The 23335-nt window shown below is 66.7% G+C and carries 19 protein-coding genes; 14 read left to right on the plus strand and 5 right to left on the minus strand.

Features of this window, described 5'->3' with window-relative positions; all coding sequences use genetic code 11:
- Positions 1 to 51: 51 nt before the first annotated feature.
- Positions 52 to 2721, minus strand: a complete 2670-nt coding sequence (gene mutS / locus DQG17_RS10935; RefSeq protein WP_369908016.1) for a DNA mismatch repair protein MutS — start codon at positions 2719 to 2721, stop codon at positions 52 to 54.
- 198 nt (positions 2722 to 2919) lie between these two features.
- Between mutS and DQG17_RS10940 the strand changes: the two genes are divergently transcribed.
- Positions 2920 to 5175, plus strand: a complete 2256-nt coding sequence (locus DQG17_RS10940) for an NADP-dependent malic enzyme (protein ID WP_116132874.1) — start codon at positions 2920 to 2922, stop codon at positions 5173 to 5175.
- 4 nt (positions 5176 to 5179) lie between these two features.
- Positions 5180 to 6067 carry a ribokinase gene (locus tag DQG17_RS10945; protein WP_116132875.1) on the plus strand — a complete coding sequence of 296 codons (888 nt, stop codon included), beginning with the start codon at positions 5180 to 5182 and terminating at the stop codon, positions 6065 to 6067.
- A gap of 68 nt (positions 6068 to 6135) precedes the next feature.
- On the opposite strand, the gene msrA is transcribed toward DQG17_RS10945, so the two are convergent.
- The gene (msrA, locus tag DQG17_RS10950; RefSeq protein WP_116132876.1) at positions 6136 to 6798 is read right to left on the minus strand and encodes a peptide-methionine (S)-S-oxide reductase MsrA; all 663 of its coding nucleotides are present in this window, start codon (positions 6796 to 6798) and stop codon (positions 6136 to 6138) included.
- Between the two features lie 154 nt (positions 6799 to 6952).
- Here msrA and DQG17_RS10955 point away from each other — a divergent pair, with 154 nt between their 5' ends.
- The 3 genes from DQG17_RS10955 (at position 6953) to DQG17_RS10965 (ending at position 9750) form a co-directional block, all read left to right on the plus strand.
- A complete protein-coding gene (locus tag DQG17_RS10955) occupies positions 6953 to 7882 on the plus strand; it encodes a D-amino acid aminotransferase (RefSeq protein ID WP_116132877.1) in 930 nt (309 codons plus the stop codon).
- Positions 7882 to 8598: an HAD family hydrolase gene (locus DQG17_RS10960; protein WP_116132878.1), complete on the plus strand. Its 717-nt coding sequence runs from the start codon at positions 7882 to 7884 to the stop codon at positions 8596 to 8598. Before DQG17_RS10955 ends, DQG17_RS10960 begins: the two co-directional genes overlap by 1 nt.
- Before the next feature lie 387 nt (positions 8599 to 8985).
- Entirely contained in the window at positions 8986 to 9750 is a 765-nt protein-coding gene (locus tag DQG17_RS10965; protein WP_198666091.1) for a hypothetical protein, read from the plus strand.
- Positions 9751 to 9892: 142 nt separating this feature from the next.
- Here the strand turns inward: DQG17_RS10965 and DQG17_RS10970 are convergent, their stop codons facing one another.
- Positions 9893 to 11116 (minus strand): argininosuccinate synthase, encoded by a 1224-nt coding sequence (locus DQG17_RS10970; RefSeq protein ID WP_116132880.1) that lies wholly within the window; start codon positions 11114 to 11116, stop codon positions 9893 to 9895.
- Positions 11117 to 11224: 108 nt separating this feature from the next.
- On the opposite strand from DQG17_RS10970, the gene ilvA reads away from it, so the two are divergent.
- Entirely contained in the window at positions 11225 to 12469 is a 1245-nt protein-coding gene (ilvA, locus tag DQG17_RS10975; protein ID WP_116132881.1) for a threonine ammonia-lyase IlvA, read from the plus strand.
- A gap of 37 nt (positions 12470 to 12506) precedes the next feature.
- On the opposite strand, the gene DQG17_RS10980 is transcribed toward ilvA, so the two are convergent.
- Complete coding sequence (locus DQG17_RS10980; protein ID WP_116132882.1) at positions 12507 to 12839, minus strand: Hpt domain-containing protein; 333 nt, start codon at positions 12837 to 12839, stop codon at positions 12507 to 12509.
- Between the two features lie 168 nt (positions 12840 to 13007).
- Between DQG17_RS10980 and DQG17_RS10985 the strand changes: the two genes are divergently transcribed.
- Entirely contained in the window at positions 13008 to 14297 is a 1290-nt protein-coding gene (locus tag DQG17_RS10985) for a PP2C family protein-serine/threonine phosphatase (protein WP_232829424.1), read from the plus strand.
- Between the two features lie 63 nt (positions 14298 to 14360).
- Here DQG17_RS10985 and DQG17_RS10990 read toward each other — a convergent pair whose 3' ends face one another.
- On the minus strand, positions 14361 to 14804 hold the full coding sequence (locus DQG17_RS10990; protein ID WP_116132883.1) for an NUDIX hydrolase: 444 nt from the start codon (positions 14802 to 14804) through the stop codon (positions 14361 to 14363).
- Positions 14805 to 14881: 77 nt separating this feature from the next.
- On the opposite strand from DQG17_RS10990, the gene DQG17_RS10995 reads away from it, so the two are divergent.
- From DQG17_RS10995 to DQG17_RS11025, 7 genes are all read left to right on the plus strand, one after another.
- A complete protein-coding gene (locus DQG17_RS10995; protein ID WP_116132884.1) occupies positions 14882 to 15907 on the plus strand; it encodes an Hsp33 family molecular chaperone HslO in 1026 nt (341 codons plus the stop codon).
- Complete coding sequence (locus DQG17_RS11000; protein WP_116132885.1) at positions 15864 to 16496, plus strand: CoA pyrophosphatase; 633 nt, start codon at positions 15864 to 15866, stop codon at positions 16494 to 16496. The genes DQG17_RS10995 and DQG17_RS11000 overlap by 44 nt, the downstream gene beginning before the upstream one ends.
- Positions 16493 to 17644 (plus strand): CCA tRNA nucleotidyltransferase, encoded by a 1152-nt coding sequence (locus DQG17_RS11005; protein ID WP_116132886.1) that lies wholly within the window; start codon positions 16493 to 16495, stop codon positions 17642 to 17644. The genes DQG17_RS11000 and DQG17_RS11005 overlap by 4 nt, the downstream gene beginning before the upstream one ends.
- Before the next feature lie 48 nt (positions 17645 to 17692).
- Positions 17693 to 18298 (plus strand): LysE family translocator, encoded by a 606-nt coding sequence (locus DQG17_RS11010; protein WP_116132887.1) that lies wholly within the window; start codon positions 17693 to 17695, stop codon positions 18296 to 18298.
- A 118-nt stretch (positions 18299 to 18416) separates the two neighbouring features.
- Positions 18417 to 20273, plus strand: a complete 1857-nt coding sequence (locus DQG17_RS11015) for an ABC transporter ATP-binding protein (protein ID WP_116132888.1) — start codon at positions 18417 to 18419, stop codon at positions 20271 to 20273.
- Complete coding sequence (locus DQG17_RS11020) at positions 20270 to 22099, plus strand: ABC transporter ATP-binding protein (protein ID WP_116132889.1); 1830 nt, start codon at positions 20270 to 20272, stop codon at positions 22097 to 22099. The genes DQG17_RS11015 and DQG17_RS11020 overlap by 4 nt, the downstream gene beginning before the upstream one ends.
- Positions 22096 to 23328 carry a class I SAM-dependent RNA methyltransferase gene (locus DQG17_RS11025; protein ID WP_116132890.1) on the plus strand — a complete coding sequence of 411 codons (1233 nt, stop codon included), beginning with the start codon at positions 22096 to 22098 and terminating at the stop codon, positions 23326 to 23328. Before DQG17_RS11020 ends, DQG17_RS11025 begins: the two co-directional genes overlap by 4 nt.
- Positions 23329 to 23335: the final 7 nt, after the last annotated feature.

Genomic DNA, 23335 nt, shown 5'->3' on the forward strand with positions numbered 1-23335 from the left:
GCCTTTTCTTTGCCAGACAGGATCCAGTCGTGACCCGGCACACCTGCCGGGTCATTTTCCTGTCATGGCCTTGAGTTCATAGAGTACGGCAAGCGCCTCGCGGGGTGAAAGCGCATCGGGTTCGACGGCCTCGAGCCGGTCGAGCACGGGCGAGGCGGCTTTCGCGGCTGGCGCAGGCTGATTGTTTGCGGCCAGAAACAGCGGCAGATCGTCGATCCGCGCCTGACGACTGCGCCCCGATTCCCGATCGCCGCGTTCCAGTTCGTCCAGCACCATGCGGGCCCGTTCGACCACCGAGGCGGGCAGACCGGCAAGCCGGGCGACCTGAACGCCATAGGACCTGTCGGCGGCGCCGTCGCGCACCTCATGCAGGAACACCACATCGCCCTGCCATTCCTTGACCGTGACCGTCGCGTTCCGAACCCCGGGCAGGCGGGCGGCAAGCGCCGTCAGCTCGTGGTAGTGGGTGGCAAACAGCGCCCGGCAGCGGTTGGTTTCGTGCAGGTATTCAAGCGTCGCCCAGGCAATCGACAGCCCGTCATACGTCGCGGTGCCGCGCCCGATCTCGTCCAGGATGACAAGGCTGCGCGGCTCGGCCAGATTGAGGATGGTCGCGGTCTCGACCATCTCGACCATGAAGGTCGACCGCCCCCGCGCCAGATCGTCCGAGGCGCCGACGCGGGAAAACAGGCTGGTGACCCGGCCGATCCGGGCCGACCGGGCAGGCACGAAGCTGCCCGATTGCGCCAGCAGCGCGATCAGCGCGTTCTGGCGCAGATAGGTCGACTTGCCGGCCATGTTGGGGCCTGTCAGCAGCCGGACATGCGCCGCCTCGCCTTCGGCCGTCAGTTGGCAGTCGTTGGCGACAAAGGTCTTGCCGTCGCGCTTCAGCGCCCGTTCGACCACCGGATGGCGGCCCTCGAGGATCTCGAAATCGCGGCTGTCGTCGACAACCGGGCGGCACCAGTCCTCGGCCCGGGCAAGATCGGCCAGCGCGCTTGCGACATCGAGCCCGGCAAGCGCCGCGGCCGCCTCGGCGATGGCACCGGCCCTTTCCAGCACCTCGGCGCGCAGCTCGGCGAACAGGCGGCGTTCGATCTCCAGCGCGGCGTTGCCGGCGTTCTGGATGCGCGACTGCAGGTCGGACAGTTCCACCGTCGTGAAACGCACCGCGCTTGCGATGGTCTGACGGTGGATGAAGGTCCCGGCCATCGCCTCGGACTGCATGGTGCGGGCGTGGGTCGCGGTGGTTTCGATGAAATAGCCCAGCACGTTGTTGTGCTTGACCTTCAAAGACCCGATCCCGGTCACTTCGGCATAGCGCGCCTGCAGCGAGGCGACGACGCTGCGGCCCTCGTCGCGCAGTTGGCGCGCCTCGTCGAGATCGGTATCGAACCCGGCGGCGATGAAGCCGCCGTCGCGGGTCAGCAGCGGCGGTTCGGCAACGAGCGCGGCGTCAAGCCGGTCGATCAGCGCCGCATGCCCGCGTAGCGGTGTCAGCAGACCCTCCAGCGATGTCTGCAGGGCGGCATCGTCCAGATCGGCGCCAATCGCTGCGGCCTGGGTAAGGCCCGCGCGGATGGCACCCAGATCGCGCGGACCGCCGCGGTCGAGCGACAGCCGCGACAGCGCCCGGTCGATGTCGGGGACCTTGCGCAGCAGCCCGCGCAGCCGGTCGCAGGCGGCAGCATCCTCGACGAACAGCGCGACCCGGTCGAGCCGGGCGGCGATGCGGGCCGGATCGCAGGCGGGGCTGGCGATGCGCCGCGCCAGCAGACGGCCGCCGCCCGCGGTCACGGTTCGGTCGATGGCGCCCAGCAGCGACCCGGCACGCCCCCCCGACAGCGCCTCGGTCAGTTCAAGATTGCGGCGGGTGGCTGCGTCGATCAGCATTGCCTGCCCGCCGGTCTCGTGCCGCGGCGGGGCCAGCCGCGGCAGCCGCCCCTTCTGGGTCAACTCCAGATAGGCGACGAGCGCGCCCATGGCGCCCAGCTCGGCGCGGGTGAAGGCGCCGAAGGCGTCCAGCGAGGCGGTGCCATAAAGCGCCGTCAACCGGCGTTCGGCCGACAGGCTGTCAAAGCTGCCCTGTGCTACCTCGGTCACCGCCGCGCCGCTTTCCGTCACGATCCCGGCCAGCGCGCGGTCCTCGTTCTCGGCCAGCAGCACCTCGCGCGGGGCAAGGCGGGCCAGTTCGGGGCCAAGCCGGACAGCCGGGCAGGGGCCGACCCAGAGCTCGCCGGTCGAGATGTCGACGCTCGCCAGCGCCGCCTCGTCGCGGACACGGGCAAAGGCCGAAAGATAGTTGTTGCGCCGCGCGTCGAGCAGGCTGTCCTCGGTCAACGTGCCCGGCGTGACCAGCCGCACCACCTCGCGCCGGACGACCGACTTCGCGCCGCGCTTCTTCGCCTCGGCCGGGTCCTCCATCTGCTCGCAGACAGCGACCCGGAATCCCTTGCGGATCAACGTCAGAAGATAGCCTTCGGCCGCATGGACCGGCACGCCGCACATCGGGATGTCATCGCCGTCGTGCTTGCCGCGCTTGGTCAGCGCAATATCCAGCGCCTCGGCCGCCGCCGCCGCGTCGTCGAAGAACATCTCGTAGAAGTCGCCCATCCGATAGAACAGCAAGGCCCCCGGATGGTCGGCCTTGATCTCGAGATATTGCGCCATCATCGGCGTGACGGTCACGGCCTGTCCCCCTGCCTGGTTTTCGGCGACCATAGGCGAGCCGCCCGCCGCTTTGAAGCCGCATCGGCCCGAGACGGGCGTTCTCTCTGCACCGGCAATGCTGCAAATGCAGCATCACTGACTGCGCAGGCAGCGCCAAAATCGTGCCAATCTGCGTCGATCGGCGGTTTTGCATTTCCCCGAAAGTCGGGATAGTGGCGGCGCAAAGTTACCCCGGGGAGCGCCGTTCAAATGGCCAAGAACAAGATCACCTCAAGCGAGGCACTGCTGTATCACACCGAACCGGAGCCCGGAAAATACGAGGTGGTGGCGACAAAGCCGATGACCACCCAGCGGGACCTGAGCCTTGCCTATTCTCCGGGCGTCGCCGTCCCCGTCGAGGCGATCGCCGAGAACCCGGAAAGCGCCTATGACTATACCACCAAGGGCAACATGGTGGCGGTGATCACGAACGGCACTGCGATCCTGGGGCTTGGCAACCTGGGGGCGCTGGCGGCGAAGCCGGTGATGGAGGGCAAGGCGGTACTGTTCAAGCGCTTTGCCGATGTGAACTCGATCGACATCGAGCTCGACACCGAAGACGCCGAGGAGTTCATCAACGCGGTCAAGCTGATGGGCCCGGCCTTTGGCGGCATCAACCTTGAAGACATCAAGGCGCCCGAGTGTTTCATCATCGAACAGCGGCTGAAGGAGATCATGGACATCCCGGTGTTCCACGACGATCAGCACGGTACGGCGGTGATCTGCGCGGCGGGCCTGATGAACGCGCTGCTGCTGACCGGCAAGAAGATCGAGAATTGCAAGATCGTGCTCAACGGTGCCGGGGCTGCCGGGATCGCCTGTATCGAGCTGATCAAGACCATGGGTGCGAAGCACGACAACTGCATCGTCTGCGACACCAAGGGCGTGATCTGGCAGGGCCGCACCGATGGCATGAACCAGTGGAAAAGCGCCCACGCAGTCGCGACCGACGCCCGCACGCTGCAGGACGCCATGGTCGGCGCCGATGTCTTTCTGGGTGTGTCGGCAAAGGGCGCCGTCACCGCCGAGATGCTGGCCGTGATGGCCGACGATCCGGTGATCTTTGCCATGGCCAACCCCGACCCCGAGATCACGCCGGAAGAGGCGCACGAGGTGCGTGCCGATGCCATCGTTGCGACCGGGCGCTCGGACTATCCCAACCAGGTCAACAATGTCCTTGGCTTCCCGTATCTGTTTCGTGGGGCGCTGGATATCCATGCCCGCGCCATCAATGACGAGATGAAGCTTGCCTGTGCCCGCGCGCTGGCCGAACTGGCGCGCGAGGATGTGCCCGACGAGGTTGCCATCGCCTATGGCCGCAAGCTCAGCTTCAGCCGCGACTATATCATCCCGACGCCCTTCGACCCGCGGCTGATCTACCGGATCCCGCCCGCGGTCGCCCTTGCGGGCATGGAAACCGGCGTCGCGCGCCGCCCCATCGTCGACATGCCGCGTTATGTGGAATCGCTGCGCACCCGGATGGATCCCACGGCCTCGATGCTGTCGTCGATCTCGGCCCGGGCAAAGGCGGCACAGGCGCGGATGATCTTTGCCGAAGGCGACGACCTGCGGGTGCTGCGCGCCGCCGTCGCCTATCAGCGTCAGGGCTTTGGCAAGGCGCTGGTGGTGGGCCGCGAGAACGACGTGAAGGAAAAGCTCGAGGCCGCGGGCCTTGGCGACGCGGTGCGCGAGTTGACCGTGGTCAACGCCGCAAACAGCCGGCATCTCGAAAGCTACACCGCCTTTCTCTACAAGCGGCTGCAGCGCAAGGGCTTTGACCGCGGCGACATCTTCCGCATGGCGGCGCGGGACCGGCACGTGTTCTCGGCGCTGATGCTGGCGCATGGCCATGGCGACGGGCTGGTCACCGGGGTTACCCGGAAATCCTCGCACGTCATGCACCAGCTCGACCGCGTGTTTCCGGCCTCGGCCGAGGATGGTGCGGTCGGCGTCACGGCGATCCTGCACAAGGGCCGGGTCGTTCTGGTCGCCGACACGCTGGTTCATGAATGGCCCGAGGCCGAGGATCTGGCCGATATCGCGGTCGCTGCGGCCCGCGTCGCCCGCAGCCTGGGGCTCGAACCGCGGGTGGCGTTCTGCAGCTTCTCGACCTTCGGCTATCCGCGCTCGGAGCGCGCCACCAAGATGCATCAGGCGCCCGGCGTTCTGGACCGTCGCGGCGTCGATTTCGAATACGATGGCGAAATGACGGTCGACGTGGCGCTGAACATGACCCAGATGGCCGAATACCCGTTCTGCCGCCTGACCAAACCCGCCAATATCCTGGTGATGCCGGCGCGCCATGCCGCCTCGATCTCGGTCAAGTTGATCCAGGAGATGGCGGGCGCGACCGTGATCGGCCCGATCCTTGCCGGCGTCGGCAGCCCGATCCAGGTCTGCCACACCGGGGCGACCGTGAACGACATCCTCAATATGGCGACAATTGCAGCCTGCAAGATCGGGTAAGACCATGGCGATCTACAATCTCGGGTCGATCAATATCGACTGGTTCTACAAGGTTCCGCACTTTCCAGTGGCGGGCGAAACCGTGGCCGCCGGCGCCTGTGACAGCGGGCTTGGCGGCAAGGGCGCCAACCAGTCGGTGGCGGCGGCGCGCGCCGGCGCCAGCGTTCATCACCTGGGGGCGGTCGGCAGCGAAGGCGTCTGGACCACCGAGCGGCTGAAGGCTGCGGGCGTTGACGTGACACATGTGGCGATCGAGATGGCCGCGCCCACCGGTCACGCGCTGATCTTCATCGAGCCCGATGGCGAAAACCGGATCGTGATCTATCCCGGCACCAACCGGCTGATCGCCGATGGCGACGTCAAGGCGGCGCTGGCCCCTGCCCGGGCGGGCGACACGCTGATGCTGCAAAACGAGACCAACTGCCAGGTCGCGGCCGCACGGCTGGCGCGTCTTCGCGGCATGAGGGTGGTCTATTCGGCGGCGCCCTTCGATGTCGCGGCGGTGCGCGAGGTGATCGAAGACGTCGATCTTCTGGCCGTCAACGCGATCGAGGCTGAACAGGTCGCCGAGGCGCTCGGTGTGGCCATCACCGACCTGCCGGTGCCGGAATTGCTGATCACGCGCGGCTCAAAGGGCGCGACATGGCATGACCTCGCCACAGGCGAAACGCTGACCGTGACCGCGCCGAAGGTCACGCCGGTCGACACCACCGGTGCCGGTGACACCTTCGCGGGGTTCTTCTGCGCCAGCCGCGACCAGGGCCTGCCAGTCGCCGAATGCCTTGAACTTGCTGTCGCCGCGGCGTCGCTGAAGGTTACCCGCGAGGGCACCGCCGATGCGATCCCGACCATGGCCGAGACCCGCGCTTTCATCGCCGAGCTTGCCGGCTGACACCGGTCGGGGCGCGGGCCGCCCGTCTCCGATCCGGGCCTCTCCGCGGGAAAATGACAGCTGCCAGGTCAGCCGCCGGCAAAGGGTGCGTCGGCCCCCCACAGGGCCTTCACCCGCTGGTCGCGGCCGCAGGCATTTCGATACAGCTTGTAGGCATCGGCTTTCGACTTTGGCCCGAACCGGGTCAGGATCAGATCGCCGCTCTTGTAGTAGCCCTGATGATAGTCCTCGGCCGGATAGAACGGCACGGCTGCCTGAATCTCGGTGATGACCGGTTGCCCAAGTTCCGCCTCGGCCTCGGCTTTCGCGGCCTCGGCCACCGGCCGCTGCGCCGCTGTTGCGAAGATCGCGGTGCGGTAGCTTGCACCCCGGTCACAGAACTGACCGCCGCCATCCGTCGGATCGACCGAGCGGAAGAACAGGTGCACCAACTGGTCATAGCTTACCACGGCCGGATCATAGGTGATCTCGACCGCCTCGTAATGCCCGGTGCCGCCGCGCACGACCTGCTTGTAGCTCGGGTTTTCGACCGTGCCGCCGGCAAAGCCCGAGATCGCGCCGGTCACGCCTTTGACCTTCTCGAAATCCGCCTCGACGCACCAGAAACAGCCGCCGGCAAAGATCGCGGTCTCGGATGCCGCCGCGCGGGCCGGCGCGGAATGCACCACAAATCCCAGCGCAATGGCGATGACAAGGATCGCGGGCTTCAGGGTCTCCAGTGCGATGCGCATGGCAAGTCTCCTCTCCGGCCAAGAATGCGGTCGCGGCTCCCCGGCCGACAAGTCACCGGCGCGTGAGGTCACGGACAGGTGACACAGGTTTCAGGGTATCCTGCGACAGCCAAGGCGCTTTCCGCCGCCCCGAACTGCTCCTATCGTCCGCGCCATGACAGAGACATCCGACAAGATCACCACCCATCAGGCGGCCGACGATCCGCGCAACGACCATCTGCAGATCTGGCTGAACGGCCGGGTCGTGCCAAAGGCCGAGGCGCTGGTGTCGGTCTATGACGCAGGCTTCATGCTGGGCGACGGCGTGTGGGAGGGGCTCCGGCTCTATGACGGCTGCTGGGCCTTCCTCGACGATCACCTCGACCGGCTGTTCGAGGCCGCCAAGGCGATCGACCTCGACATCGGCATGAACCGGGCCGGAATCGCCGCGGCGCTGGAGCAGACACGCGCCGCGAACGCCATGCAGACCGACGCCCATGCGCGGCTGATGGTGACCCGCGGGGTGAAATCGCGGCCGTTCCAGCATCCGGGCCTGTCGCTGCAGGGACCGACGGTCGCGATCATCATGGAACATTCGGTGCCCTCGCTGCCGCGGCCGGTGCGGCTTGCCACCGTGCCCCATGTCCGCGGCTTGCCGATGACGCAGGACCCGAAGCTCAACTCGCATTCCAAGCTGAACTGTATCCTTGCCTGCATCGCCGCCGAGAAGGCCGGTGCCGACGAGGCGCTGATGCTCGACATCCATGGTTTTGTGAACACCACCAACGCCTGCAACTTCTTCATCATCCGCAAGGGGCAGGTCTGGACCAGTACCGGGGACTATTGCATGAACGGCATCACCCGCCAGAAGGTGATCGACCTCTGCCGGGCGAACGGCATTCCGGTCTTCGAACGCAACTTCAGCCTTGTCGATACCTATGGCGCCGACGAGGCGTTTCTGACCGGCACCTTCGGCGCCCAGACCCCGGTCGGGCAGATCGACGGCCGGGTAATCGGCACCGGCCAGATGGGCCCGGTCACCGAACGGATCCGCGGCCTTTACACGGCGCTGATCGCAAGTCAGGCCCCGACGGTGACCTGCTGATGCGTATCGCCATGTGGTCCGGCCCCCGCAACCTGTCGACAGCGATGATGTATGCCTTCGGCAACCGCGCCGATTGTGCTGCAACCGACGAGCCCTTCTATGCTGCCTATCTGGCCAGGACCGGGCTCGATCACCCGATGCGGGCCGAGATCCTGGCCAGTCAGCCCCAGGACCCGGCCGAGGTTGCCGCGCAGATCATGGGCCCGATCCCGGGCGGCAGGCCGCATTGGTATCAAAAGCATATGACCCACCACATGGTGCCGGGCGTGCCGCGCGACTGGATGGCCGAGGTCGTGAACGTCTTCCTTCTGCGCCATCCGGCGCGGGTGATCGCAAGCTATGCCGAGAAACGCGAAAACCCGACGCTTCAGGACATCGGCTTTGTCCAGCAGGCCGAGCTTTACGACGAGGTCATTGCGCGTCACGGCAGGGCGGTGGTGATCGACGGCGCCGATATCCGGATGGACCCCGAGGGGATGTTGCGCCGGCTCTGTGACGCCATCCTGTTGCCCTTCGATGCCGCCATGCTGTCCTGGCCGAAGGGTCCGAAACCCGAAGACGGCGCCTGGGCACCGCACTGGTACAACGCGGCCTGGGCCAGCACCGGCTTTGCCGGCCCCGAGGGGCCGCTGCCAGAAGTGCCCGAGCATCTGCAGCCGGTGCTGAAAGCAGCGATGCCGGTCTATGAGGCGCTGGCGGCCGCCAAGCTCCGATAGGCCCGGGAGGGATTGAGCCAGGCGAGGGCCCTCGAGGCCGGCCTTTGGACCGCGGAATGCCGCCTGTTGCGGCGGCGTTAACGAAGATTAATTGACTCGATCACTCCGGCTGGCCAAGATTTCCCGAGGCCTGTCATGAGCAATACGCAACACGATCCAGCATCGCGATTCGCAGATGCCTTGCCGTATGACCCGGTCGAATGGGAGCAGCGACTGGCGAAGGCGCGCGTTCAAAGGGCCGAAGTTCTCAAGCGCAAGGGCCTCACCCTCGACGAGCCGAGTTTCGGCTTTCCCATGCACCTGAATGCGCCGCCACAGAAGGGCGGATCCAAACCGGACACGGCCCGGCCCATCGGGAAGGACCCCGGATCCCGACGCGAACGGCGGATGTGGCAGCTTGCGATTGTCGCGGCGCTTCTGGTCGGAGCGGCCATCGGGGCCTCTGTGCGGTCACTCACAAGCCCCGCCGAAACCGATGTAGCCGGCATCTATGTGGAATCCGCCGGCTCCGCTGAGGCCGCCGGCTCCGCTGAAGCCGCTGGCCCTGTAGAGGCCGGCGACGCGCAGCCCGCGCCATTGCTGCCGGTCACGGACCCGGCGCCGCAGACCGACGCTCCCGCCGAGGATGTCGCCGCCAGCCCGCCCGCACCGGCAGAGCTGCCCACGATTGCAGACATGGCCTTGGCAGACATGGCCTTGCAACCGACGCCGCAGGTCCTGGCAGAACCGCCTGCGCCGGAAGATCCGGCCCCTGTCCCCGCGTTCGATGCCAACCACGTTGTCGTCTATGCCCCGGCAAGTGTTCCCGAGCAGCAGCGCGGCGAGATCGTCGATGCGTTGTCGCAGGCCGACTGGCATGTCGATGCGCCACGGCAGACCCGGTTCACAATCGCGGACACGCAGGTCCGCTTCTATCACGAAGAGGATCGCGAAGCGGCGCAGGCCCTCGCCGAGGCGGTCGGGGCAGAGGCGCGCGACTTCACGCAGTATACTCCGTCCCCCGACGTCGGCATGCTGGAGCTTTGGGTGGCCGGCAACAGCCCTTCGTCAAGCCGCAGCAATACTACCGTATCGAGGCGGAACACCGATCCGCAGGATCTTCCAGACATCCGCAAATTCCTGAAGCGGCTCGCCCGACCGCGCCCTGAATAGGGCCAAGGGGTCGCGGTGCCTTCGGTCGTCGCGCACCTGACGCGATGGCACGGCACCCCACAAAAACGGACGCCGCGGCGTCCGTTCGTGATCGTTGAGAGTGTGATCGCGCGTCAGAATAACGCCCGACGCAAAGAGCCAGTCACTCGAACTTCTTGTTGCGTTGCGCCAACAGCTTCAGCCGCAGGGCGTTCAGCGCGATGAACCCCTCGGCGTCCTTCTGGTCATAGGCGCCGGCGTCGTCCTCGAAGGTCACGGCCGCTTCGGAATAAAGCGAATGTTCCGACCACCGCCCGACGGTACGCGCCAGACCCTTGTACAGCTTCAGCCGCACGGTCCCGGTGACATGTTCCTGGCTCTTGTCGATCAGGGCTTGCAGCATCTCGCGCTCGGGGCTGTACCAGAAGCCGTTATAGATCAGCTCGGCATAGCGCGGCATCAGGTCGTCCTTCAGATGCATCGCGCCGCGGTCGAGCGTGATCGATTCGATGCCGCGATGCGCCTCGAGCAGTAGCGTGCCGCCCGGGGTTTCATAGACGCCACGGGATTTCATGCCGACGAACCGGCCCTCGACCAGATCGAGCCGGCCGATACCATGCTTGCCGCCAAGCTCGTTCAGGCGGGTCAGCAGCGTCGCCGGGCTCATCGCCACGCCGTCGATGGCGACCGCATCGCCCTTTTCGAACGTGACCTCGACGTACTCGGGCTGGTTCGGTGCATCCTCGGGGTTCACGGTGCGCTGATAGACGTAATCGGGCGCCTCCTGTGCCGGATCCTCCAGCACGCGGCCTTCGGACGAGGTGTGCAGCAGGTTGGCATCGACCGAGAACGGCGCCTCGCCGCGCTTGTTCTTGGCGATCGGGATCTGGTGCGCCTCGGCGAATTCGAGCAGCTTGGTGCGGCTCGACAGGTCCCATTCCCGCCAGGGTGCGATGACCTTGATCGAGGGGTTGAGCGCGTAGGCGCTCAGCTCGAACCGGACCTGGTCGTTGCCCTTGCCGGTCGCCCCGTGCGACACCGCATCGGCCCCGGTCTCGGCGGCGATCTCGACCAGACGCTTCGAGATCAGTGGCCGGGCGATCGAGGTGCCGAGCAGATAGAGCCCCTCGTACTGGGCGTTCGCCCGGAACATCGGGAAGACAAAGTCGCGGACGAATTCCTCGCGCACATCCTCGATAAAGATGTTCTCGGGCTTGATGCCCAGCAACTCCGCCTTGGCCCGCGCCGGCTCCAGCTCTTCGCCCTGACCGAGGTCGGCGGTGAAGGTCACGACCTCGCAGCCATACTGCACCTGCAGCCACTTCAGGATGATCGAGGTGTCGAGGCCGCCGGAGTAGGCAAGCACCACTTTTTTCGGCTGGGTCATCGGAGGCTCCGTCACGTATTGTTCGAGGCCCGGATTTACCGGGGATACCCCGCAGCGGCAAGGCGGATTCCCGTAGCGGGCGGCTGTGTGGTCTGGTACGCGCGAACCATGACCAGCTTTGCCGAAAAAGCCCGCGCGGCGACCCTGAAGATGCGGGAGTTGTTCCCGCCGACACCGCTGCAGCGCAACGACTTCCTGTCCGACCGCTTTGGCGCCGAGATTCTGCTGAAGCGCGAGGATTTGGCCCCCGTCAGATCCTACAAGCTGCGCGGCGCCTTCAACGCCATGCACAAGGTGCTGGCGGTAAAGCCCGATCAGGGGCTGTTCGTCTGCGCGAGTGCTGGCAACCATGCCCAGGGCGTCGCCTTCGTCTGCCGCCATTTCGGGGTGAAGGGCGTGATCTTCATGCCGGTGACCACACCGCAGCAGAAGATCTACAAGACCCGCAGCTTTGGTGGCGACGCAATCGAGATCCGGCTGACGGGCGATTATTTCGACGACACCCTGACCGAGGCAAAGGCCTGGTGCGCGCGCGAGGGCGGCCATTTCCTGGCGCCCTTCGACGATGCCGACGTGATCGAGGGTCAGGCCTCGGTCATCGTCGAGGTGCTGGACGAGATCGACCCGCCCGATCTGGTGATCCTGCCGGTGGGTGGCGGCGGGCTTTCGGCCGGCGTCAGCCGCTATCTGGCCGAGACGGCGCCGATGGTCGGCCTGCGCTATGTCGAGCCCGCGGGCGGCGCGAGCCTGACCGCGGCGGTGGCCGCGGGCCGGCCGGTTACGTTGTCCAAGGTCGACAGTTTTGTCGACGGTGCCGCGGTGGCGCGGATCGGCGATCTGCCCTTTGCGGCACTGAGCCAGGTGGCGCCGGCAGACGTGTTGCGCGCGCCTGAGGACCGGATCTGCACCACCATTCTCGACATGCTGAACATCGAGGGGATCGTTCTGGAACCCGCGGGCGCGCTGTCGATCGATGCGCTGCCCGATCTGGCCAATCAGATCCGCGGGCGGCGCGTGGTCTGCGTGACCTCGGGCGGAAATTTCGATTTCGAGCGGCTTCCGGACGTCAAGGAACGCGCGCAGCGGTTCCTTGGCGTGAAGAAGTACCTCATCCTGCGTCTGGCGCAGCGCCCCGGCGCGCTGCGGGATTTTCTGGATCTGCTTGGACCGGAAGATGACATCGCCCGGTTCGAATACATGAAGAAATCGAGCCGCAACTTCGGGTCGGTCCTGCTGGGAATCGAGACGACAGATGCGGCGAATTTCGACGCGCTGTTCGCCCGGCTCGAGGCGAAGGGATTTGTCTTTACCGACATCACCCGCGACGAAACTCTGGCGGAATTCGTGATCTGAACGCCCATGGTGCGGCGCAGCCCGGAGGGACGTGTCGTCACGCCGCCACGCGCGATTGCAGCCCGGCAAGGAATTCGACCTTCGAGGCCGCATAACAGGCGAAGATCGGGGCGAGATCGACGGTTTCGGGACGGCCGGCGGCCGATGTCGTCTCGCCGACAAGGCAGAGCCTGGCGAATTGTTCGAAGCCGAGGTTGACCGCGCAGCCCTTCAGGAAATGCAGGTCAGCCTCGAATTTCGATGGTTGCGGGTTGCTTTGCAGCCGCGCCATCAGCGCCTCCACCTCCTCCAGAAACAGGTCCACCACTTCCTGAAATTCCGAAACGCCAATTTCGTCGCGCAACTCGTCGACCCGTTTCCAGTCGATCATCTTCAATCCCCCTCGCATGGATTGTCTCAATGCGCGCAGCCTAGGTCCCGAGAGCTTAACATTGCCTTAGCGACTGCCGTCCGGAAACGGTTTCGGTTCATCTGACATTAATCGGCCCCGTGCAAGGGATCGGTACAGAGCGAACGAAACGCGGAACACGACGTGGCATTGAGGGAACCGGAGCGAAGCGACGAGACGACGGAGCACGGTCTGGTGCCCGCCCGGCGGATTCTTGTCGTTGACGACAGCCGACTGCAGCGGCGCATCCTGCTCGCCTCGCTGAAGCGCTGGGGATTTGAGGTCGAGGAGGCAGCCTCGGGGCCCGAAGCGCTGGAGCTTTGCCGCACGAACCCGCCCGACATCGTGATCAGCGACTGGATGATGCCCGAGATGAACGGGCCGGAATTCTGCCAGGAGTTCCGCCGGATGGGGCGCGGCAGCTATGGCTATTTCATCCTTCTGACGTCGAAGTCGGAATCCTGCGATGTGGCTCAGGGGCTCGATGCCGGGGCCGACGATTTCCTCACCAAGCCGGTCAGCGGCGACGAGTTGCGGGCGCGGCTGAACGCGGGGGAGCGGATCCTGAAAATGGAACAGCAGCTGGTCGAAAAGAACCGGCTGGTGTCCGAGACGCTGGCCGAGCTTCAGGCGCTCTACAACTCGCTCGACAGCGATCTGGTCGAGGCGCGCAAGCTGCAGCAGTCGCTGGTGAAGGAACGGTTCCGGCAGTTCGGCAGCTCGCAGGTCTCGCTGCTGCTGCGGCCCAGCGGTCATGTGGGGGGCGATCTGGTGGGGTTCTTCCCAGTGAATGCGCGGCGGGTCGCCCTGTTTGCCATCGACGTCTCGGGACATGGCGTCGCCTCGGCGCTGATGACGGCGCGGCTGGCCGGGTATCTGTCGAGCGCAGCACAGGGTCAGAACGTGGCGCTGATCGAAGGGCCGGAAGGCCAGTACGACTCGCGCCCGCCCGAAGAGGTCGCGGCCGAACTCAACTGGCTGACCCTGGCAGAGATGGAGACCGACACCTATTTCACCCTGCTGTTTGCCGACGTGGATCTGGTGACCGGCGATCTGCGGCTGGTGCAGGCGGGCCACCCCCATCCGGCGGTGCTGCACGCCGACGGCTCGGTCGAATTTCTCGGCGATGGCGGGCTGCCCGTGGGGCTGATCGGCGAGGCGGGGTATCAGCGGATCTCGACGCGGCTCGGCCCCGGCGACCGGCTGTTCATCACTTCGGACGGGGTGACGGAATGCGAGGACGCGGCCGGAAAGATGCTCGATCACGCAGGTCTGAGCGAGCTGCTGCAGCGCAACGCCGGGCTTGCCGGCCCGGCGTTTCTGGAAGCGTTGACCCACGATCTGTCCAGCTATGCCGGCGAAACCGAGTTTGCGGACGACGTCTCGGCCGTCCTGTTCGAATTCGGCGGCAAGGATGGGCCGCAAGGTTTTGGCTCGTGACAGGAACCGGAGCGGCGCGCCCGATACGACGCGGGTTTGCCAGGGGGGCGAGCGGATGCCCGGCTAGAGCTTTCGCAGCGCCTGACGCAGGAAATGCCGGTCGCCGCTGTTTCCTAGCATGTCGGCCGCGTCCCGCGCCGGCATCCAGACCGCCTGATGTTCCGGTTCCGGAACGGGGCCGAGCCTTTGGCCCGGTCGGCCCAGATAGACAGTGCAGAGCTTTTCGGCCCAGAGATCGTAATCTGGCATGTAGGTGAAGCGGCGGAAGGCACCGAGGCGACGGTGAGGGCGCATGCTCCAGCCGGTTTCCTCGAACACCTCGCGGTGCAGTGCGGCGAGCGGCTGTTCGCCCGGATCGATGCCGCCGCCGGGCAGTTGCAGTTCGGGGGTTGGCGCCGCCTGATGGGTCAGCAACACCAGATCGCCCTTCATCAGCACCGCGTAGACGCCGTGCCGCAGCCTGTAGTCCTGGCCCGGTTTCACGCGCTCGCCGACCCGTCTGATCATCGCCTGCCCCTTTTACCCGTGCATTGCCGCGCCTACATGGCTGCGATATGCCAAGTACAGGCTTGCAAGGAAACCCCATGACACTTGGATCCCGAATTGCGTGGGACGACACCGTCCTGCCCTTCCAGCTTGATCGTTCCGACATCCGGGGCCGCGTTGCGCGGCTCGACGGCGTGCTCGACCGGCTGCTGGCGCAGCACAGCTATCCCCCCGCGATCGAGGCGCTGGTGTCCGAGATGGCGCTTTTGACGGCCCTGATCGGGCAGACCATAAAGCTGCGCTGGAAACTGTCGCTGCAGGTCCGCGGAAACGGACCGGCGCGGCTGATCGCGACCGACTATTATGGACCGGCCGAGCCGGGTGCGCCGGCGCGGATCCGCGCCTATGCCAGTTTCGACAAGGAGCGCGATCTGGGCGGCGATCCCTTTTCGCTGATCGGCGAGGGCTATTTCGCGATCCTGATCGACCAGGGTGCGGGCACGACGCCCTATCAGGGCATCACGCCGATCTCGGGGCGCAGCCTGTCCTCCTGCGCCGAGACCTATTTCGCGCAGTCCGAACAGATCCCGACCCGGTTTGCCCTGAGTTTCGGCGAGATGATCGGTGAGACGGGCGACGAATGGCGCGCCGGCGGCGTGATGCTGCAGGCGATGCCCAAGGCCTCTCCTTTCGTTGCACAGGACGGCGGCTCGGGCGAGCAGGGCCTGCTGCAGGCCGAGGACATCCTGCAGGGCGAGGAAGGTGAGAACTGGACGCGCGCCAACTTGCTGCTCGATACCGTCGAGCCACTGGAACTGGTCGGGCCGCATGTACAGCCGACCGACCTTCTGGTGCGCCTGTTTCACGAGGAATGGCCGCGGGTCTTCGATGCGCAGCCGGTGGAATTCGGCTGCACCTGTTCGCCCGACCGGGTGCGGCAATCGATGTCGATCTATTCGGCCAAGGACATCGCACACATGACGACCGAAGACGGCATTGTGACCGCCGATTGCCAGTTCTGCGGCGCGCATTACGAATTCGACCCGAAGACACTCGGTTTCGAGGCCGAAGTGGCCCCGGATGACGCCGACACCAATCGCGAGGCGGGCGGTGAGCAGTCGTGAGGCGCTGCGCGAGCGGCTGCTCCGCGCCGTCGCTGCCACGGGGCGGCCGTCGTCAGATTACGATCTGAATCCCGACACGCTGCCGCCGAACCGCAAGCTGCGCGAGGCGGGCGTGCTGGTGCCCATCGCGCTCGAGGCGCGGGGGCCGCGGCTTTACCTGACCAAGCGGTCCTCGGGGTTGAAACACCATCCGGGCCAGATCGCCTTTCCGGGCGGCAAGCGCGACGAGGGCGACACCACGGTGACTGACACCGCGCTGCGCGAGGCCTGGGAGGAGATCGCGCTGCCGCCCGAAAACGTCGAGGTTCTGGGCTGCCTGCCCGAGCACGAGACGATCACGAGTTTTCGCATCACTCCGGTCGTCGGGCTTTTGCGCGGGCCGTTCCAGCCCCGGTCCGAGCCCGGCGAGGTCGAAGAGATCTTTTCGGTGCCGCTCGATCTGGTCACCACGCCGGCGCGATTTTCCATCGAACGGCGGCGTTGGCGCGGCGAGTGGCGGCATTTCTATACCGTGCCGCACGGGCCCTATTACATCTGGGGCGCTACCGCGCGAATGCTGCGGGCACTGGCCGACCGGATGGGGCCGTGACGCGGCTGTCTGCCTCCTGGCTCGATGCGCCTGCCGTGCAGCGGGTCTGCGGGCTGCTGGAGGCGGCCGGGTTCCGGGCCCTGTTCGTTGGCGGCTGCGTGCGCAACACGTTGCTCGGTCAGCCGGTGTCGGACCACGACCTGTCGACCGACGCCCGGCCCGAGAGGGTAACCGAGGTGATGCAGGCCGCCGGGTTGAAGGTGGTGCCCACAGGCATCGAACATGGAACTGTGACCGTGCTGGTCGGGCGCGAACCTTTCGAGATCACGACCTTCCGGCGCGATGTCGAAACCGACGGCCGCCGCGCGGTGGTGCATTTCTCGGACAGGGTGGAGGAGGACGCGCGACGCCGCGACTTCACCATGAACGCGATCTATTGCGACAGGCTCGGGCTGATCGTCGATCCGCTGAACGGGATGCCCGATCTGCAGGCCCGGCGGCTGCGCTTTGTCGGCACGGCGGTCAACCGGGTGCGCGAGGACTATCTGCGCATCCTGCGCTTCTTCCGCTTTTCGGCCTGGTATGCGGACCCGGCAGACGGGATCGACCCCGAGGCGCTGGCGGCCTGTGCTGCCAATGTCGAGGGCTTGCACCAGATCTCGGCCGAACGTATCGGGGCCGAGGTGTTGAAGCTGCTGGCCGCCCCCGATCCCGCCCCCGCGGTTGCGGTGATGCAGACCGCGGGCGTGCTTGCCGCAATCCTGCCCGGGGCCGATGTGTCGCCACTGACGGTGCTTGTGCATCTGGAGCAGATGACCGGCACGGCGTCCGACCCGATCATGCGGCTGGCGGCGCTGGGCGGCGAGGCCGCACCACAGCGGTTGCGCCTGAGCCGCACGGAGGCGCGCCGGCTCGACACCCTTGCCGAGGCCGCGCGGTCCGATCGTGGCGCGGGCGAGCTTGGCTTTCGCCTCGGCGCGGTCGATGGGCGGGCCGCAGTTCTGGTACGCGCGGCACTGATCGGTGTCGCTGTGCCGCCCGAGGCGCTGGCCGAGGTCGCGCTTGGTGCCAACGCGCATTTTCCGGTTGCGGCGCATGACCTGATGCCGGGGCTTCAGGGTGCAGCCCTTGGTGCCCGGATGCGGGCGCTGGAACAGCGCTGGATCGCTTCGGGTTTTGCACTCAGCCGGGCCGAGCTTCTGGCTTGACGCGTCAGGGTGCGACCGGCAGTCTCCGCCGCGATCAGGAGTGCTATCATGTCGGCCATGTCACCAGAGACGTTTTCCGCGCTTGTTGCGCTTGCGGCGGTCGCGGCCTTCACGCCGGGGCCGAACAATGCGCTGCTGGCCAGCTCTGGCGCCACCTTCGGTCTGCGCCGGACGGTGCCGCATGTGCTGGGCGTGGCCTTGGGCTTTCCGGTGATGATCTTTCTGGTGGGCTATTTCCTCGGCGGGCTGTTCCAGACGGTCCCGGTTTTTCGTGAGGCGCTGCGCTGGATCGGGGCGGCGGTGCTGCTGTGGATGGCCTGGAAACTGGGCCATACCGGAGCCATCGTGACTGCGCGCGGCGAGCCGCGGCCGTTCACCTTCATCGAGGCGGCGGGATTCCAGTGGATCAACCCGAAGGGTTGGGCGATGGCCATCGCGATCACGGCGCAGTTCGTCCTGCCCGAGGCGCCGCTGCGCAGTGCCGCCATCGTGGCGCTGGTCTTTGTCGCACTCGGGCTTGGCAGCGCGGCAAGCTGGGCGGTTCTGGGGCAGGGGATCACCCTTTGGGCCCGGGACGAGCGACGGATGCGCCGGTTCAACCTGGTGATGGCGTTGCTGCTGGTCGGCTGCGTGGGGCTTTTGTTGCTCGACTGACCGCTGCCGGCAGCCCGCCGGTCGCCTCCGCCACCGGTTCTTTTCGAACGCCGGGTTTTGAGATAACAGGAGGGCAATCCGACGGCCCAAGCCGTCCGCCGTCGCAGGGTAGTTCCCGGTGTTCCGATATTTTGAGAACCTGATCGATCCTTATACGCCGTATGAGGAAACCGACCATCCGCCCCGCCGGTTGGTGGCTTTCCTGTGGGAGTATTCGCGCCCGCTGCGCAAGTGGTACGTGGTCATCACGGTGCTGTCGATTCTGGTCGCGGCGATGGAAATCGCGCTGATCGACTACATGGGCCGGATGGTCGACCTTCTGTCGGGGGCCGACCGCGCGACGTTCTGGACCGATCACGGGCTCGAAATGGTCGGGGTGGCGGCGTTCCTGCTGCTGATCCGGCCGGCGTTGCAGGGGCTCGACGTGCTGGTGCTGAACCTTGGCATCGTGCCGAACTTCATCACTTTGGTGCGCTGGCGGGCTCACCGGCAGGTGCTGCGGCAGTCGGTCGGCTGGTTCGAGAACGATTTTGCCGGCCGCATCGCCAACCGCGTGATGCAGACGCCGCCTGCGGCGGGCGAGGCGATCTTCCAGATCTTCGATGCGATGACCTATTCGGTGGCCTATGTGATCGGCGCGGCGGTGCTGCTGGCCGATGCCGACCTGCGCCTTGCGCTGCCGCTGCTGGTCTGGTTCGTGCTCTACGTGCTGCTGATGCGCTGGACGCTCAATCGTGTCGGCCCGGCGTCCAAGGCGGCGTCCGAGGCGCGCAGCCAGGTGACCGGACGGGTTGTCGACAGTTATACCAACATCCATTCGGTCAAGATGTTCGCCCACCACGACCGCGAACTTGGCTATGCCCGCGAGGCGATCGAGAACACCCGTATCACGGCGATGCGCGAGATGCGGATCCATTCGATCATGGATATCGTGCTGACGATCCTGAACGGCCTGCTGATCGTCGGCGTCGTCGGCTGGGCGATCCTGCTCTGGACGCAGGGATCGGCCTCGGTCGGGGTGGTCGCGGCGGCGGCCGCGCTGACGCTGCGGCTGAACGCCATGACCGGCTGGATCATGTGGGCCATGTCGAGCTTCTTCCGACAGCTCGGGGTGGTGGCAGAGGGGATGGAGACCATCGCCCAACCGGTCGAGCTGACCGACCGGCCGAGTGCGCCCGAGATGAAGATCGACCGCGGCGGCATCGAGTTTCGCGCCGTCAGCCACCATTACGGCCGCGGCGGCGGCGGGTTGGACCGGCTGTCGCTGAGCATCGCGCCGGGCGAGAAGATCGGGCTGATCGGCCGGTCGGGGGCGGGAAAATCGACTCTGGTGAAGCTGCTGCTGCGGTTCTACGACCCCGAGGCGGGGCAGATCCTGATCGACGGCCAGGACGTGACTGCGGTCACGCAGGACAGCCTGCGCCGCCAGATCGGCATGGTCCAGCAGGACAGCGCGCTGCTGCACCGCTCGATTGCCGAGAACATCCTTTATGGCCGCCCCGAGGCGAGCGAGGCCGAGCTGACGGCCGCAGCCGACCGCGCCGCGGCGACCGAGTTCATCGACGCGCTGACCGACCCGCAGGGCCACAGCGGCTATGACGCGCGGGTCGGCGAGCGCGGGGTGAAGCTGTCGGGCGGGCAACGTCAGCGGATCGCGCTGGCACGTGTCATCCTGAAGGACGCGCCGATCCTCGTGCTGGACGAGGCGACATCGGCGCTCGACAGCGAGATCGAGGCGGCGATCCAGGACACGCTCTATGGCGTGATGGAGGGCAAGACGGTGATCGCCATCGCGCACCGGCTGTCGACCATTGCGCGCATGGACCGGATCGTGGTGCTGGATGGCGGACGGATCGTCGAGGTCGGGGACCACAACGCGCTGCTGGCGCAGGGCGGGCTTTACGCAAGCTTCTGGAAACGCCAGTCGGGCGGCTTCATCGGTGTCGAAACCGAAGAAACTGAGGCCGCGGAATGAGGCCCGAAGACCTGATCGATGCCTTCACCCCGGCCGAGGGGCAGCCGCCGCGCCGGTTTCTGCCCTTCGTGACCTGGAGTCTGAAGGGATCGCTGCCGGTCTTGCTGGTCTCGGGGCTGCTGTCCTCGCTGGTCGGTACGCTCGAGGTCGTTTCGGCGCTGGTGCTGGGGCGGATCATCGACAGTGCCCTCGGCAGCGGCCCGGCCGAATTCTTTGACCAGAACACGGGGCTGCTGATTGCGGCCTTCGTGTTTTTCGTGGTGCTGCGCCCGGTCGCCTTCGGGCTGTCGGCAACGGCAAACGCGGTCGTCGTGCAGCCGAACGTCATGCCGCTGGTGCTGTCACGGCTCAATCGCTGGACGCTCGGTCATTCGGTGACGTTCTTCGACAACGACTTTGCCGGGCGCATCGCGCAGAAGATGATGCAGACCTCGCGTGCGATCACCGACGTCGTGTCCGAAATCATCAACGTCGTCTTCTTCGCCGTCGCCTCGCTGGTCGGGGCGGTGCTGATGCTGACCTCCATCGACGGGCGCATCGCGCTGTCGCTGGCGGTCTGGCTTTGCGCCTATGTGGCGCTGATTGCCTGGTTCATGCCGCGGATCCGCAAGCGGTCGAAGGCACGGGCGGGCGCGCGCGCCATGGTGTCGGGCCACATCGTCGACACGATCACGAACGTCAAGACGGTCAAGCTGTTCGGCCATGCCGGGCGCGAGGATCAGGCCGCGCTGCAGTCGATGCAGCAGTTCCGGCTTCGGGCCATTGCCTTTGGCAATTACGCCTCGATCTTTCGCACCCTGCTGATGACGCTGGCGGGGTTTCTGCCCGTGCTGCTGATCGGCGGCACGCTGATCCTGTGGAGCCATGGCCATGCCACGGCCGGCGACATCGCGGCGACCGGCGCGATTTCGATCCGGATTGCGCAGATGACGGGCTGGGTCAGTTTCACGCTGATGGGGATCTATGCCAATATCGGCGAGATCGAGGACGGGATCCGCACCCTGACGCCGCCCTATGGGCTGACCGACGCGCCGGACGCCAGGCCGTTGCCGGCAGCGAAGGGGCGGGTGGTGTTTGACCACGTCAGTTTCACCTATGGCCGCGGCAAGGGCGGGCTCGAGGATGTGTCGCTGGTGCTGGAGCCGGGCGAGAAGGTCGGGCTGGTCGGCGCCTCGGGCGCGGGCAAGTCGACACTGGTGTCGTTGCTGCTGCGGCTGCACGATGTCGAGGCGGGCGCGGTGACGATCGACGGGCAGGACGTGCGCGAGCTGACCCAGGATTCCTTGCGCCGCCAGATCGGCATGGTCACGCAGGAAACCGCGATGTTCAACCGCTCGGCACGCGACAACCTGCTGTATGGCCGCCCGGACGCGACAGAGGCCGAGGTGGTGGCCGCCGCCGAACGCGCCGAGGCGCACGAATTCGTGCTGGGCCTGCGCGATTTCGCCGGGCGCGAAGGCTATGAGGCGCATCTGGGCGAGCGTGGCGTCAGGCTGTCGGGCGGACAGCGCCAGCGGGTTGCACTGGCCCGGGCCATCCTGAAGGACGCGCCGATCCTGGTGCTGGACGAGGCGACATCGGCGCTCGACAGCGAGGTCGAGGCGCTGATCCAGACCGCCCTCGAACGGGTGATGGAGGGCAAGACGGTGCTGGCCATCGCGCACAGGCTGTCGACCGTCGCCCGGATGGACCGGATCGTCGTCATGGATGCGGGCCGCATTGTCGAAGAGGGAACTCATGCCGATCTGCTGGCCCGCGGCGGGCTTTATGCCCGCTACTGGAAGCGTCAGTCCGGCGGTTTCCTGAACCTCGAGGCGGCGGAGTGAGCGCAAAAGTCACGATCGAACGGCTGGGTCATCTGGGCGACGGGATCGCGCGGGGCCCGGTCTTTGTCGCAGGCGCCCTGCCGGGTGAGGTGGTTTCGGGCGAACTCGATGGCGGGCGGCTGACCGCGCCGCGGATCGTCACGCCCTCGCCCGACCGGGTTTCGGCGCCCTGCCGGCATTACAAGACCTGCGGCGGCTGCGCGTTGCAGCACGCCTCGGACGCCTTTGTGGCCGCGTGGAAGCAGGAGGTGGTGCGCACTGCGCTGGCAGCACAGGGGCTGGCGCCGCCGTTTCGCGCCATCCTGACCTCGCCGCCGCAGTCACGCCGCCGCGCGGTGTTTTCGGGCCGCCGGACCAAGCACGGCGTCCTGGTCGGGTTCCACGCCCGCGCCTCGGGTATGGTCGTCGACGTGCCGGGTTGCCTGCTCGTCGACCCCGCAATCGCCCGCGCCCGCCCGTGCCTTGAGGCGCTGACCCGGCTTGGCGCCTCGCGCAAGGGCGCATTGGCGCTGACCGTGACCGTGGCGCCGGAAGGACCCGACATCGCGGTTGCCGGTGGCAAGCCCGCGGATGCTGCGCTCCGCGCCGAACTGGCGGCGCTGGCCGAGGCACATGGCCTGTCGCGGCTTAGCTGGGAGGGCGAGGTGATCGCGCTGCGCCAGCGCCCGACCGTCGGGTTCGATGGCATTGCGGTCACGCCCCCGCCCGGCGCCTTCCTGCAGGCGACCGGGCAGGGCGAGGCGGCGTTGCGCGCAGCGGCCGCCGAGGCGGTGGGGAATGCCGCGCGGATCGCCGATCTGTTCGCCGGATGCGGCAGCTTTGCTCTGCCGCTTGCCCGCCGGGCCGAGGTTCATGCGGTCGAAGGCGCGGGCGAGATGGTCGCGGCGCTCGACGAGGGCTGGCGCCGGGCCTCTGGCCTCAAGCGCGTCACCACCGAGGTGCGCGACCTGTTCCGCCGGCCGCTTTTGCCCGACGAGCTTGCCCGATTTGATGCCGTGGTGATCGACCCGCCACGTGCCGGGGCCGAGGCGCAGATGACCGAACTTGCCCGGGGAGAGGTGGCGCGTATCGCGGCTGTTTCCTGCAACCCGGTCAGCTTTGCCCGCGACGCGGCCATTCTGGTCGCCGGCGGATACGCGCTGCACTGGGTGCAGGTGGTCGATCAGTTCCGCTGGTCGCCGCATGTGGAACTTGCAGCCCTGTTTTCGCGCGACCATATCCCGGTCTGAGCGACCC

The sequence above is a fragment of the Tropicimonas sp. IMCC34043 genome, assembly GCF_003390845.1.
In the GTDB taxonomy this organism is placed as follows: Bacteria; Pseudomonadota; Alphaproteobacteria; order Rhodobacterales; family Rhodobacteraceae; genus Tropicimonas.